Annotated in this window: 14 protein-coding genes; 7 read left to right on the forward strand and 7 right to left on the reverse strand. The window is 65.1% G+C overall.

Annotation, left to right across the window (positions count from 1 at the left end; all coding sequences use genetic code 11):
* Window positions 1–70 precede the first annotated feature (70 nt).
* On the reverse strand, window positions 71–691 hold the full coding sequence (locus I6F31_RS06455) for a response regulator (protein ID WP_225146467.1): 621 nt from the start codon (window positions 689–691) through the stop codon (window positions 71–73).
* A gap of 199 nt (window positions 692–890) precedes the next feature.
* Between I6F31_RS06455 and I6F31_RS06460 the strand changes: the two genes are divergently transcribed.
* Window positions 891–1,919, forward strand: a complete 1,029-nt coding sequence (locus I6F31_RS06460) for an AraC family transcriptional regulator (RefSeq protein WP_109142535.1) — start codon at window positions 891–893, stop codon at window positions 1,917–1,919.
* Window positions 1,920–1,921: 2 nt separating this feature from the next.
* Here the strand turns inward: I6F31_RS06460 and I6F31_RS06465 are convergent, their stop codons facing one another.
* The gene (locus I6F31_RS06465; RefSeq protein WP_225137479.1) at window positions 1,922–3,133 is read right to left on the reverse strand and encodes an NnrS family protein; all 1,212 of its coding nucleotides are present in this window, start codon (window positions 3,131–3,133) and stop codon (window positions 1,922–1,924) included.
* A gap of 129 nt (window positions 3,134–3,262) precedes the next feature.
* Here I6F31_RS06465 and I6F31_RS06470 point away from each other — a divergent pair, with 129 nt between their 5' ends.
* Complete coding sequence (locus tag I6F31_RS06470; RefSeq protein WP_036021991.1) at window positions 3,263–3,973, forward strand: Crp/Fnr family transcriptional regulator; 711 nt, start codon at window positions 3,263–3,265, stop codon at window positions 3,971–3,973.
* 105 nt (window positions 3,974–4,078) lie between these two features.
* On the opposite strand, the gene I6F31_RS06475 is transcribed toward I6F31_RS06470, so the two are convergent.
* Both I6F31_RS06475 and hemN read right to left on the reverse strand, forming a co-directional pair.
* Entirely contained in the window at window positions 4,079–4,276 is a 198-nt protein-coding gene (locus I6F31_RS06475; protein ID WP_035998817.1) for a DUF1858 domain-containing protein, read from the reverse strand.
* Window positions 4,277–4,455: 179 nt separating this feature from the next.
* Window positions 4,456–5,808 carry an oxygen-independent coproporphyrinogen III oxidase gene (gene hemN, locus I6F31_RS06480; RefSeq protein WP_225185163.1) on the reverse strand — a complete coding sequence of 451 codons (1,353 nt, stop codon included), beginning with the start codon at window positions 5,806–5,808 and terminating at the stop codon, window positions 4,456–4,458.
* Window positions 5,809–5,973: 165 nt separating this feature from the next.
* Between hemN and I6F31_RS06485 the strand changes: the two genes are divergently transcribed.
* From I6F31_RS06485 to I6F31_RS06505, 5 genes are all read left to right on the forward strand, one after another.
* On the forward strand, window positions 5,974–6,174 hold the full coding sequence (locus I6F31_RS06485) for a hypothetical protein (RefSeq protein WP_035998787.1): 201 nt from the start codon (window positions 5,974–5,976) through the stop codon (window positions 6,172–6,174).
* Between the two features lie 302 nt (window positions 6,175–6,476).
* Window positions 6,477–7,574 (forward strand): copper-containing nitrite reductase, encoded by a 1,098-nt coding sequence (gene nirK / locus I6F31_RS06490; RefSeq protein WP_225185164.1) that lies wholly within the window; start codon window positions 6,477–6,479, stop codon window positions 7,572–7,574.
* 58 nt (window positions 7,575–7,632) lie between these two features.
* Window positions 7,633–8,511, forward strand: a complete 879-nt coding sequence (locus I6F31_RS06495) for an SUMF1/EgtB/PvdO family nonheme iron enzyme (RefSeq protein WP_225185165.1) — start codon at window positions 7,633–7,635, stop codon at window positions 8,509–8,511.
* Window positions 8,512–8,670: 159 nt separating this feature from the next.
* On the forward strand, window positions 8,671–9,696 hold the full coding sequence (locus tag I6F31_RS06500) for a Fe(3+) ABC transporter substrate-binding protein (protein ID WP_035998784.1): 1,026 nt from the start codon (window positions 8,671–8,673) through the stop codon (window positions 9,694–9,696).
* A 67-nt stretch (window positions 9,697–9,763) separates the two neighbouring features.
* Entirely contained in the window at window positions 9,764–11,398 is a 1,635-nt protein-coding gene (locus I6F31_RS06505; protein WP_225185166.1) for an iron ABC transporter permease, read from the forward strand.
* A gap of 81 nt (window positions 11,399–11,479) precedes the next feature.
* Here I6F31_RS06505 and I6F31_RS06510 read toward each other — a convergent pair whose 3' ends face one another.
* The 3 genes from I6F31_RS06510 to I6F31_RS06520 are packed head-to-tail and all read right to left on the reverse strand — an operon-like array spanning window position 11,480 to window position 13,512.
* Window positions 11,480–12,115 carry a GNAT family N-acetyltransferase gene (locus I6F31_RS06510; RefSeq protein WP_057028038.1) on the reverse strand — a complete coding sequence of 212 codons (636 nt, stop codon included), beginning with the start codon at window positions 12,113–12,115 and terminating at the stop codon, window positions 11,480–11,482.
* Between the two features lie 21 nt (window positions 12,116–12,136).
* Window positions 12,137–12,787, reverse strand: coding sequence for a CoA transferase subunit B (locus I6F31_RS06515; RefSeq protein WP_225185167.1), 651 nt, complete (start codon window positions 12,785–12,787; stop codon window positions 12,137–12,139).
* 17 nt (window positions 12,788–12,804) lie between these two features.
* Window positions 12,805–13,512: a CoA transferase subunit A gene (locus I6F31_RS06520; RefSeq protein WP_035998773.1), complete on the reverse strand. Its 708-nt coding sequence runs from the start codon at window positions 13,510–13,512 to the stop codon at window positions 12,805–12,807.
* Window positions 13,513–13,727: the final 215 nt, after the last annotated feature.

The raw sequence follows: 13,727 nt of genomic DNA on the forward strand, positions 1-13,727 counted from the left end.
GATTGAGACTTCCGTGGGGCGCCGCCGCGGCGGCACCATGTCTGTGGAACGCTCGGTGGTCCGGGCGGCTTCAGGCCTGGGTCGGCGAGCCCTGGCCGAAAATGCGCCGGAGCAGATCGGTCACGTTCTTGGCGCCGGCCTTCTTCAGGACGCTGGCGCGGTAACCTTCGACCGTCCGCGCGCTCAGATGCATCCGCCGGGCGATCCCCTTGTTGGTGAGGCCGGCGGCAAGATGCTCGAGCACGTCGGCTTCGCGCGCGGTCAGAGGCTCACAGCCCGGCAGCCAGCGTTGCCGGATCGCCCCGGGTTGCGCGAATTGATCGATGGCGGCATCGATCCGGTTGACGATGTCGTGGGTGCGGAACGGCTTTTCGATGAAGTCGGTCGCGCCGCTCTTGATGGCGTCAACCGCCATGGCGATGCTGCCATTCGCCGACGTCACCAGCACCGGCGCCATGCAATTCTCCTCGCGCAGCTGCCTGAGCACCTCGAGAGCGGAGCGATCCGGCGGCATCTCCAGCAGCACACAGGCCGGCATCCGCGTCTTGGCTTCCGAGAGCAGAGAGGCACCATCGGCGAAGCAGATCACGTCATAGGCGCTCTGTTCGAGCGCGGCGGAAAGTTGTTCGCGGGAGGCGGCGTCAGTGTCGATGACGAATACCTCGCCCTTGGAAAGCATGTTCCCCGGCATAGTCCCGATCCAGCAATGTCTTGGTCAAATGGCCCGAGACGGCCGGGCCCCGTCGCGCCCGCCGTCAATGCGCACGGCATTCACGCCAGTGCATCGGTTTTCCTTATGTATGCGCCATCGGGTTCCCCGATTTGACGCATTGAGACAGAAACTTTACATTTCGGGACATCTGCGGGTATGGCTGGCAGGAACGGTTTGCATGACCGACCTCATTCGCAGCGCAGGCTTGAGCTGTTATCCCGAGGTCGCGCGGTCGGTCGGGCTGGACCCCAGCCAGATGATGCGCAAGGTCAGGCTCCCGCTGGCCTGCCTCGACCAGCCCGACATCCCCATCGCCGTCACCGGCCTGCGCCGCCTGCTCGAACTATCGGCAAAGGCGTCCGGTGCCGAGGATTTCGGCCTGCGTCTTGCCGAGCGCGGCGGCCTCACCAATTTCGGCGCGGTCGGCCTGATCGTGCGCGAACAGGCGACCGTCGGCGAAGCGATCGAGGCGTTTTCGCGCTTCATCCATATCCATCACGACGGCATGCGGCTCGACGTCACGCGTGACGAGCGGACCGTGACCATCACGCTGCATTTGCGCGGCCGGCAGCCGCGCGCGCCGCGGCAGTCGATCGACATGGCGCTCGGCAGCGTTCAGCGCATCATCCAGTCGCTGTTCGGAGGCGATTGGCGGCCGCTGGAAGTGCATCTGCACTACCCGCCGCCGCTCGACCGCAAGCGTTACCGCGACTTCTTCGGCTGCCGGGTGATCTTCAATGCGGACGACGATGCGATCCTGTTGTCGGCGCACGACATGCAGCGCCGGATCCCAAGCGCGCATCCCTTGATCGCGAGTTACTTGCGCAAGCGGATCGAGGCGATCGAGAGCAGGCCGGCAAGCTGGGAGGCGAAGGTCGACGAGGTGGTGCGGACCCTGCTCGCCAGCGGCGATTGCACGGTCGAGCGCGTCGCCGAGCATCTGGCCTGCACCCGCCGCACCATCCACCGCCGCCTCGCCGCATCGGGCACCAGCTTCTCGGCCATCCTGGACGCGCAGCGCGCCGATCTCGTGCTCCAGCTGATCGAGGATCACACCCGGCCGCTGGCCGACATCGCGGTGCAGCTCGGCTTCTCCGCGCAGAGCGCCATGGCGCGCTGGTTTCGCGGCCGCTTCGGCTGCACCATCACCGATTGGCGCAAGGGCGTGCGGCCTCGCTCCGCACCGCCCTCGGCAAGTGCAGCCTGACTTCAGCGCGCGGGGGCGGGCACGCCCATCGTGGCGAGCGCCCGCCGCCCGCTGCCGGCGAGCAGCGGACCGAACGCGACGGCAAATCCGAGGAAGGCGAGGATCCAGCCGCAGGCAGCGACGTACAGCAGCACGTCGCCATACGCGGGCAACACGACGGCACCGATTCGGGCCAGAGCCGCGATGACGATTGCAGCATAGATTGCCTGGACCGCCGGCGAAGCCGTCAGCGCCTGTCCGGTATGGCCGAGGCTGGCGCGGGTCATCACCGCGAGCGTCATCGTTCCCGCAGCACCCGCCATCCAGGCATGGATGCCGGCGCTCGGCGGCAGCTCGCCGAAGGCGGCCACAGCGTTCAGGATGAAGCCGAGCGGCACGAAGACATAACCGACATGCAGGATCAGCAGCAGCCGCTCCCGCGTGGTGCGGTCGCCGGCCCAGCGTGCAAGCCGAACCAGATGCAGCACGCCGACTGCCGCCATCGCGACGCCGGTGATCATGTTCAGCGGTGCCGCGATCCATGCGATCAGCGCCAGCGCGCTCAAGCCGATCACCGCGCCATCGAATCGTCCGAACGGCACCGGCAGGCGGCCGGGATTGAACTTGACCAGCCAGTTGCGGGTGAAGCTCGGAATGATGCGGCCGCCGATCAAGCCGATCAGCAGGACGACCACGCCGATGCCGACGCGGATGCTGACGTCGGCCGCGCCTGCGTAATGCGTCTCGACATGGAAGGCGACGTTGCCGGCGAGCAGAACCAGCACCAGCCCCACCACCGGCAGGTTGCGCCAGTTGCCGCCCGCGATGATCTCGCGCGTTGCGGCGGCAACGACCAATGCCAGGAACGCGGCATCGACGACCAGTGCAAACGTCCAACCGGTATTCGCCGACAGCGTCACCGCGACGCGTCCGGCAAGCCAGACCGTCACCAAGCCTGCGAGCGGCGCGCCCTGGATCGGCAGGCGCCCCGTCCAGTTCGGGATGGCGGTGAAGAGGAAGCCGGTGATGACGGCCGGCAGGAAGCCATAGAGCATCTCGTGGATGTGCCAGTCGCGCGGCGCGAATGCGGAACTCACCGACAATTCGCCGTAGAACATCGGCAGCCAGACCAGGATCGACAACGCCGCCTGGATTGCGGCGAGCAGGAAAAAGGGGCGAAAGCTGTTCGCAAACAGCGGCCAGCCCGTAAAGTTGCGGGATCGGGCGCCAGCCATGGGTCAACTCCAATCAAATCAGACTGTTGCTTGGAAAAATACTGCCACCGGGCGGCCTCGTTTTGCGCTAACGCAAACTACCTGACGATTGCAGGTGCCATCACACTCCCTGATGCCAGGGGAGGCAGAATGGCCAAGGTCGACACATCGCTGGTTGCGCATTTGCCGCTGTTTGCGGGGATGACGCCGGAAGCTCTGGACGAGATCCTGCGTGAGGCCCGCTCGGCGCGCTATCCCAAGAACAGTGCGATCTTCGAGCAGGGAGCGGACGCGCAGTCCTTCTTCCTGCTGCTGCACGGCCATGTCCGCGCGGCCAAGACCACACCTGCCGGCGAGCAGATCGTGGTGCGCTATGTCACGCCCGGCGAGACGTTCGGGCTCGCGATGGCGATCGGAGCCGCGCGGTATCCGGCGACGGCCATGGCGGTCGACGACAGCGTCGTGCTGATCTGGCCGACTTCGGCCTGGCCGCGGCTGGTCGAGCGGTTTCCGGCGCTTGCCGCCAACACGCTCCAGACCGTCGGCACGCGGCTGCAGGAAAGTCACACCCGCATCCTGGAAATGTCGACCCAGCAGGTCGAGCAACGCGTCGCGCACGCGCTGCTTCGCCTCGCCAAGCAATCCGGCAAGAAGCTCGACCACGGCATCGAGATCGACTTCCCGATCAGCCGCCAGGACATCGCGCAGATGACGGGCACCACGCTGCACACCGTCAGCCGCATCCTGAGCGGCTGGGAGAGCCAGGGCCTGGTCGAGAGCGGCCGCCAGCGCATCATTCTGCGCGAGCCGCACAAGATTGTGGTTCTGGCGGAGCGGAGCGTCGACAGCGGCACGGCGTGAGAGACACCTCTCTGCTCAAGTAAGGGATGAGGCGCGCTTCCGCTTACGGCGAAAGCGCGCTCATCATCCGGGAACCCACGCACACCTGCGCGATTCCTGATCGTTTCACGCCGGCACGCACTCGATCAGCGCGGCGAGGAACTTGTCGCGGTCAATGCCATGCTCGCGGCAGGCGTCATCGACCGTGTGGAAGGTCGCGATCGGACAGCCGACGCAAGCCATCCTGAAGGCGAGAAACACGCGGATCGTGTGCGGCGCCGAATGCATGATGTCATCGACCAGATCGTCGGATCGGAAGGACATGGACAACTCCATTCCGATCGACGATAGCGACGCGGGACCGAGTTTCTTTGTTGGAGCGCAAGCTGGCTCGTCATTGCGGGGCGCGCGTAGCGCGAACCCGGAATCCATCGAGCAGCAACCAGTGCAGTGAAATGGATTCCGGGTTCGCGCCAAGAGGCGCGCCCCGGAATGACGGGGGGCTACACCGCCCGACTGTGCAACTGCTTGCCTGGATCCAGATGCGCATCGAACGCAGCGGCGACGCTGCGGACCAGGAAGCGCGAGTCCTTGGCGACAGCGAGTCGATCGCCCTCCACCCTCACGACGCCGTCGGAAATCAGCGGCTTCAGACGCGAGGCCGATTTCAGCATGGCGCCGGCCTCCGCGCCGTGGCGCGCGCAGATGTCGCCGAGATCGGCACCGAACTCGCACATGATGCGTTCGATAATGTCGGCGCGCAGCCGGTCGTCATCGGTGAGGCCGTAACCCTTCGCGGTGGCGAGGCGGCCGGCAGCAATGCTCTGCGCATAGGCGCCGATCTGCACCTCGTTCTGGACATAGCCCTGCGGCAGGTGCCCGATCGCGCTGGCGCCGAAGCCGAGCAGGACTTTGCTCCGGTCGGTAGTGTAGCCCTGGAAGTTGCGCCGCAGGGTGCCCTGCTCGAACGCTACGGCCATGGCATCGTCGGGCCGCGCGAAATGATCGAGCCCGATCTGCACGTAGCCGGCCTCTTTCAAGGCATTGGCGATGGCGCAGGCCTGGTCGTGGCGCGCAAGGCCGTCCGGCAACACGCCTTCATAGATCATGCGCTGGTGCTTCTTGAAGGCTGGCACGTGAGCATAGCCGAACACCGAGAAGCGGCTGGGTGAAAGCGCGAGGCTGCGTCGCACCGTCTCCAGGCACGAAGCCACTGTCTGGTGCGGCAGTCCGTAGATCAGGTCGAAGTTGACACCCTCGATCCCGGCGCCGCGGAGCATCTCGACCACGGAGGCCGTCTGCGCGAAGCTCTGCACACGGTTGATCGCCCGCTGCACCACCGGGTCGAAGCTCTGCACGCCGAGGCTCGCGCGGTTGACGCCGGAGAGCCGCATCGCCTCGACCATGTCCGCGCTCAATGTACGGGGATCGATCTCGACCGCGATTTCCGCCGAGGGCAGCACGAAGAATTCCTGGCGCATCGTCGCCATCAGCTCGGCAAAGGCGTCCGGCGCCATGATCGTCGGCGTACCGCCGCCGAAATGAATGTGCTCGACCTTGATGCGGTGGCCGATGGTTTCGGCCGTCAGCGCGATCTCTCTGCGCAGCGTCCGCTGGTAGCCGGCGATCAGTTCGTCGCGGCGGACGATCTGGGTATGGCAGCCGCAGTACCAGCACATCTCGCGGCAGAACGGCACGTGCAGATAGAGCGAGGCGCTGGCGGCCACGGGCAGCTCCGCCAGCCAGCGGGCATAGGCGTCCGGACCGATCGCCGGCGTGAAATGCGGTGCGGTCGGATAGCTGGTATAGCGTGGCAGGCGTTCCTCGCCGTAGATCGCCGCAAGATCAGCTCTCATAAGTTACCCATTCGTAAATGCCCGCCGCGCGCGAGACATCGCGGCAAATCACGGAATGAATTCAAATAACCCGGATCGGCGGACGCGGCTTTGCGCTCGCGCAAAGCGCGGATACCGGTTCCCGGCCATGGTGAGAAAAAATCGCGGCCATCCGGAGCGTTCGCCATGAGGCTTTTCGCACTCGAACTCATTCTCTCCCTGCTCGACGTCCGCGGCCATATCCCGCGTTTCGACGACTTCCGGCCGGCCCCGGCCGCGCCGGCCCCCGCCGGCGCGGTGCGCGCCCTGGCGGCCGCGATCGCCGTCTTCGTCGCGCTGTCATTGGCGATCTGGGGATTGGTCTGGCTCGCCGTGAACCTGCTCTGAACGGACGCGCCTTCGCCAAGGCCTGTCTTGCGATCTCGTCCACGCGCATGAGCGGGGCAACCGAGATCGTCATCCAGCTTGAACATGCAAACGAGTTGCCGCTGAGTTGACGCTCGGCCTCGATCGGCATCGCGCCTGCGGACGCGGTGAGTTGCCATCGCCGATCCCGCTCCTTCGAGAAATCTAGGTCATGTTGCCGAACGCGAATCCGGCGGAAGCTTGTCGCAGCACAAACACGCTTGCCGCAATCGGCGCACACTGCACTCCGTCATCAAAACCATTTCAGATGAAGGATGCTTCCGATGTTCACCCGCAGAGCCGCATTGATCAGCGCCGCCGCGACCGCCCTGATGTTGGCGATCCCGGCTTTCGCCGCCGGCGATCTCAAGCTGCCGCGTCAGAAGGTAGAGCTGGTCGCTCCGCCCTTCGTGCACGCGCACGAGCAGGCCACGACACAGGGCCCCAAGATCGTCGAGTTCAGGATGACGATCGAGGAGAAGAAAGTCGTCATCGACGACAAGGGCACTTCCTTCCAGGCGATGACGTTCAACGGCTCGATGCCGGGCCCGCTCATGGTCGTGCACGAGGGTGACTATGTCGAGCTGACGCTAGTCAATCCGGCGACGAACACCATGCCGCACAACATCGACTTCCATTCCGCGACCGGCGCGCTCGGCGGCGGCGAGCTCACGCTCATCAATCCCGGCGAGCAGGTCGTGCTGCGCTGGAAGGCGACCAAGACCGGCGTGTTCGTGTATCACTGCGCACCGGGCGGCCCGATGACCCCCTGGCACGTCGTCTCGGGCATGAACGGTGCCGTGATGGTGCTGCCGCGTGAGGGGCTGAACGACGGCAAGGGCCGCGCGCTGAAATACGACAAGGTCTACTATATCGGCGAGCAGGACATGTACGTGCCGCGCGACGAGAAGGGCAACTTCAAGTCCTACGAATCGCCGGGTGAAGCCTTCACCGAGACCGAAGAGGTGATGAAGAAGCTGACCCCGACCCATGTCGTGTTCAACGGCAAGGTTGGCGCGCTCACCGGCAAGAACGCGCTCACCGCGAAGGTCGGCGAGAACATGCTGATCGTGCACTCGCAGGCCAATCGCGACAGCCGTCCGCATCTGATCGGTGGCCACGGCGACTATGTCTGGGAGACCGGCAAGTTCGGCAACGCGCCCGAGGTCGGGCTCGAGACCTGGTTCATCCGCGGCGGCTCGGCGGGAGCTGCGCTGTACAAGTTCCAGCAGCCCGGCATCTACGCCTATGTCACGCATAACCTGATCGAGGCGGCCAGTCTCGGCGCCACCGCGCACTTCAAGGTCGAAGGCAAGTGGAACGACGATCTGATGATGCAAGTGAAGGCGCCTGCCGAAATACCTCCTGCCAGCACCAACTAGACGCGACGAAGGGGCCGGTCATCGCCGGCCCCTTTTTTCCTTCTGCGGAGGAATGATTGTGCTGATCGCATTCAAGCTCAAGCTGGCACTTGCCTGCGCGGCCGGGCTTGCGGGGCCGCTGGCCGTTGCGCCTCTGGTCTCGGAGCTGACGATGCGCCATGCCGTCGGCGAGCCGGCCTTGGTCGAGGTCGCCCCGGGCAGCTTCGCCTATCGCGAGGCCGGCGATTTCACCCGCGGCGGACAGCAGGCGGAAGCGCCGATGCGCACCATCCGGATCAACCGGCCGCTGCGCATCATGCGGAATCAGGTCGCTTCATCCGACTATCAGCATTGCGTGCAGGATGGCGCCTGCCGCGCACTCGATCGCGACGTCGCAATCGCCCCCGATCGCCCAGCAGTGCAGGTGAGCTGGCACGATGCCGAGGCCTACGCAGGCTGGCTATCGCGCAAGACCGGCCATCAATACCGCCTGCCGAGCGACGAGGAATGGGCCTTTGCCGCCGGCTCCAGATTCCGGGATGACGGGGTACCGGTCGATGCAAGCGACCCTTCGAAGCGCTGGATCAGCCGCTATGAGCGCGAATCCGAACGCGACCTCTCCGACACCACGGCTCATCGCTTCGGCAAGTTCGGCCCGAACGAGCATGGCGTCGAAGACCTCGCCGGCAATATCTGGGAGTGGACCGCGACGTGCTTCGTGCGCTCGCGTGTCGATGATTCCGGCAATCCCGGCCGCGCGACCGTGAATTGCGGCGTGCGCGTCGCCGAGGGTGCGCACCGCGCCTATGTCACCGACTTCATCCGCGACGCCCGTGCCGGCGGCTGCGCCCAGGGCGTGCCGCCCGCCAATCTCGGCTTCCGCCTGGTGCGCGAGGAGACGTCGTGGCTCGCCAGCGTCTCGCAGCGCTTGAGCAAGGCGTGGCCGGCAGGATCATAGGGCGCCAATCCCATGACCGTCGCTTCAGTATTAGAATGAGTCTAAAAGATACTTTGGAATTGCTCTAAGCTCATGCCCTCGCGACATCGCGTCGCTAACGTTGGCCCCCCGCCTGCGCTACTCAATCGGCGTTCAATCTCGCGCCTGGGAGCAGCCCTTATGATCTATCTTCGCGTCCTCGCCGCGTCTGCGGCGGTGTTGAGCCTGACCACGTCTTTCGTGTCGGAGGCAGCCGCCAATGGCGAGGTCAACGTCTATACCTACCGCGAGACCAAGCTGATCCAGCCGCTGTTCGATGCGTTCACCAAGGACACGGGCATCAAGGTCAACGTCGTCTCCGCAAGCTCCGGTCTGGAGCAGCGCATGAAGGCGGAAGGGGCCAACAGTCCGGCCGACGTGCTGCTGACGGTGGACATCGGCCGCATCGACGAGGCCGTGCAGGCCGGCGTCACCCAGCCGATCAAGTCGGAGGCGGTCGACAAGGTCGTGCCGGCGCAATATCGCGATCCGGACGGACACTGGGCCGGCATCTCCATGCGCGCGCGCGTGATCTATGCCTCGAAGGATCGCGTCAAGCAGGACAAGATCACCTATGAGGAGCTCGCCGATCCCAAGTGGAAGGGCAAGATCTGCATTCGCTCTGGCCAGCACATCTATAACAACGCGCTGTTCGCGGCCTACGCGGCCAAGTACGGCGAAGCCAAGGCCGAGGAATGGCTGCGCGGCCTGAAGGCCAATCTCGCGCAAAAGCCGTCGGGCGGCGATCGCGAAGCCGCGCGTGACGTCGCCGCCGGCAAATGCGATATCGGCATCGGCAACACCTATTACTGGGCGCTGATGATGAACAACGATCCCGAGAAGAAGCCGTGGGCGGAGGCGACCCGCGTCATCCTGCCGACCTTCGAGGGCGGCGGCACCCACGTCAACCTCTCCGGCGTGCTGCTCGCCAAGAACGCGCCCAACAAGGCCAACGGTACCAAGCTGATCGAGTGGCTCGTCAGCGAGCAGGCGCAGCAGATGTATGCCGACCAGAACTACGAATATCCGGTTCGGAGCGGTGTCGCCGTCAATGCGACCATCGCCGGCTACGGCAAGCTCGTCCCGGATCCGTTGCCGATCGCAAAGATCGCCGCCAACCGCAAGGCTGCGGCCTCGCTGGTGGACAAGGTCGGCTTTGACAACTGATCTCTGGCGGCCCACGTCTATCGAACTGCTGGAAGCTACGAGCACACGGCCTCGATCGAGGGGCCGTGTGCGGGCCGGTCGCGCCGCAACCGCCATCGCGATCGCAACCGCGGTCCTGGTCGCGGCGCCCGTGATCTCGATCGTTTCGCTGGCTTTGCAGCCGGCATCCGATGTGTGGCACGACCTGATCAACTACGTGCTGCCGGCCGCCCTTCTCGACACTGCCCTTCTGCTCGTCGGGGTCGGCGCGGTCACACTTTTGATCGGCGCCGGCACTGCATGGGTGATGTCGCGCCACGATTTTGCCGGCCGGGGCATGCTGCTGTGGCTGATGCCGCTGCCGCTGGCGATTCCGACCTATCTTGCGGCGTACGTCTATGCCGATCTGTTCGAACCGCTAGGCCTGGTGCATCGCACCCTGGCGACCTGGCTGCCGCTGGGCGATGCCCTCGGCCTTCTGCCCAACCTCCGCTCGCTGCCGGGCGCCATCTTCGTGATCGGGCTCGTGCTCTACCCTTACGTCTATCTCTCGGCGCGTGCGACGTTCCAGGTTCAGTCAGCCGAATTCGCGGAAGCGGCCACGACGCTGGGCGCCGGCCGATGGACCATCTTGTGGCGTGTTTCACTGCCGATGGCGCGGCCGGCGCTGGCGGTCGGCGTGGCGCTGGTCGCGCTGGAAACGCTCAACGACATCGGAGCCAGCGAATATCTCGGCATCCGCACGCTGACGGTCTCGATCTTCACCACCTGGCTCAACCGCGGCAGCCTTGCCGGTGCAGCGCAGCTCGCATGCCTGATGCTTGCGATCGTTGCCGGCCTGATCGCGATGGAGCGTTACGGCCGTCGCAACGCCAGCATCGAATTCTCGGCCGAAAGCCCGCATGTGAGGCGGCGAACCCCGCTGTCGGGCGCAAGAGCGTCGATCGCGTTCGCGGTCTGCGTGCTGCCGGTGCTGATCGGCTTCGTGGTCCCGCTGCTCTATCTGGCGCATCAGGCTCTCGGCCGCGGCCTGCTTGCAAATTTCGACCCGCTGCTGTGGCGCCACACCTTCCATTCGTTTGCCTTTGCAGGGGTCGCAACGCTCATGGCCTTGATGCTTGCGCTCGCCACGACGATCGCGCATCGCTTGCGGCCGGATCCTCTGCGATATGTCGCGCTGAGCATCGCGCAGGCCGGATACGCGCTGCCGGGTCTCGTCATCGCTCTCGGCCTGCTCACCCCGGTGCTGGCGGTCGACAATGCGCTGAGCGCGGTCGCGACCTGGACCGGACGTTCGCTTCCGGGTCTGGTCCTGGTCGGCTCCGGGATGGCCGTCGTGATCGCCTACACGATTCGTTTTCTGGCTGTGCCGGTCGGCATGATCAAGGCCGGGTTCGACAGCATTCCGAGCGACTATGACGAGAGCGCGCGCGCGGTCGGCGCCGGCCAGGGGGTCATGTTGAGGCAGATCTATCTGCCGTTGCTCCGGCCCGCGATGCTTGGCGCCGTCATCATCATGTTCGTCGACTGCCTGAAGGAGCTGCCGGCAACGCTGCTCCTGCGGCCCCTCAACGTCGAAACGCTGTCCACGTCGATCTACCAGTACGCAAGCCGCGGCAATTTCGAGGACGGCGCGCTCGCGGCCCTCCTGATCATCGCCGCGAGCATCGGCCCGGTTGCCTGGCTGACCCGGTTCTCCGAGGTGCCGAGCGGCCCCGCTTGAAGGGGCACATCGTCCGCACATTCATGGCGCTTCGACCAATTGATAGCAAACGCTTGGTTGTCGCCGGTGCCTGCAACCTGCTCAAATCTTCCGCGCGAACATGCGAAAACCGGGCGCGCCGATGATTGCCTCGAAATTCGGGTCGCGCTTCTCTTCCGCGAAGACAAAACCCGCCTTCGCGTAGGCGCGCTCGGCCGGCTCGTTGCCGATCAGGAACGATATCGTCGCCCGGGCAAACCCAGCTGCCCGCCCTTTGTCCAGCGCATGCGCGATCAACGCCTGCATCAAGCCACGACCACGATAGGCAGGGTCGGTCGCGACATGCTCGATCATCCAGTCGCCCTCGCCGCCCTGGACCCAGCAAGCTCGCGAATAGGCACCGCGCTGGCGGATGGCGTCGAGCTCTGACGCCGTCAGCCCAATTGAGAGACCGACCTCTTCGACCGCGCGCCATGCCGCCGGTCCGGTGCCGGCTGCCGGCACGGCGCAAAGTGCAGCAGCGGGCTTGCCATCAATCTCGGCGACCAGGAACTGCGAAAAATGCCACATCGACACCGCCCGTGCGACGGCGACGCGCGCGACGAAAGCGAGGCACTCCGCTTCCGGCCAGCCGAGCGCCACGTCGAACCAGCCGCGCGGCCGGTGGCCGCGCATCGAATTCAGGATGGTTTGTGCGATGAATTCGGCATCTTCGGGACGCGCGGACCGTATCGTCATGCGCGCCCCTTTACGACGACCCTACGTGTTCTTCAGCGCGACGCGGAATTCGGCTTCGGTCTTGGACTTGATCTCGTCGAGCGTGACGCCGTCGGCGAGCTCGATCAGCGCCATGCCGCCATCGCCGTGCTTGTCGATGGTGAAGACGGCAAGATCAGTGACGACCATGTCGACGACGCGCTCGCCGGTCAGCGGCAGATTGCACGTCTTCAGGAGCTTCGGGCCGTCCTTGGCCGAATGCTCCATCACCACGACGACGCGCTTGACGCCTGCGACGAGATCCATCGCGCCGCCCATGCCCTTGACCATCTTGCCGGGGATCATCCAGTTGGCGAGATCGCCGTTCTGGGCCACCTGCATGGCGCCGAGGATCGAGAGATCCATGTGGCCGCCGCGGATCATGCCGAAGGAATCCGCGCTCGAGAAATACGAGGTCGATGGCAGCTCGCTCACCGTCTGCTTGCCGGCGTTGATGAGATCGGCGTCTTCCTCGCCCTCATAGGGGAACGGCCCCATGCCGAGCATGCCGTTCTCGCTCTGCAAGGAGACGTCCATGCCATCGGGGATGTAGTTCGAGACCAGCGTCGGGATGCCGATGCCGAGATTGACGTAATAGCCGTCGCGCAATTCCTTCGCGGCGCGCGCGGCCATCTGTTCACGGGTCCAGGCCATGTGAGTCTCCTGTTGCGCTAAGCGGCGGTACGCGGGCGGGTGTTGCGGAATTCGATGCGCTTCTTGGCGGTGCCGACCTCGACGATGCGCTTCACGAAGATGCCGGGCGTGTGGATGTGGTCGGGATTGAGTTCACCGGCGGGAACCAGATGCTCGACCTCGGCCACCGTGATCTTCGCGGCGGTCGCCATCATCGGGTTAAAGTTGCGCGCGGTCTTGCGGTAGATCAGGTTTCCAGCGGTGTCGCCCTTCCAGGCGTGCACGATGGCGAGGTCGGCGAACAGGCCGCGCTCCATCAGGTACTTCTCGCCGTCGAATTCCTTCACTTCCTTGCCTTCGGCGATCAGCGTGCCGACGCCGGTCTTGGTGTAGAAGGCCGGGATGCCGGCGCCGCCGGCGCGGATGCGCTCGGCCAGCGTGCCCTGCGGATTGAACTCGAGTTCCAGCTCGCCGGCGAGGTATTGCTGGGCGAACAGCTTGTTCTCGCCGACATAGGACGAGATCATCTTCTTGATCTGGCGGGTTTCGAGCAGGCGGCTGAGGCCGATGCCGTCGACGCCGGCATTGTTGGAGACCACGGTCAGGCCCTTGACGCCGGAATCCCGGATCGCGTCCGACAGCTCCTCGGCAATGCCGCAGAGGCCGAAGCCGCCCGACATGATCATCATGTTGTCTTTTAGAATGCCTGACAGCGCCGACTTGGCGTCGGGATAGACCTTGTTCATGCAAAAAACCTCGACTGAACCTTGGGCTGGCGGGCGTCGCGCCTCATTGGCGGCGATTATTAGGCGAAATCGTCCGAAGCCGTCAATGATACGGGGTTCTCCGCTCCGCCCACGGGTGATAGAAGCTGCCCATGCCGTGGGCATAACCGCGCAGCGGCCTTGAAAGCGTCAAGAAAACCCATCAAGTTGCGGTACTTAACACCATAGGATCTGGG

Origin of the sequence: Bradyrhizobium sp. NBAIM01, from assembly GCF_020194115.1 — a bacterium.
Taxonomy (GTDB): Bacteria; Pseudomonadota; Alphaproteobacteria; order Rhizobiales; family Xanthobacteraceae; genus Bradyrhizobium; species Bradyrhizobium yuanmingense.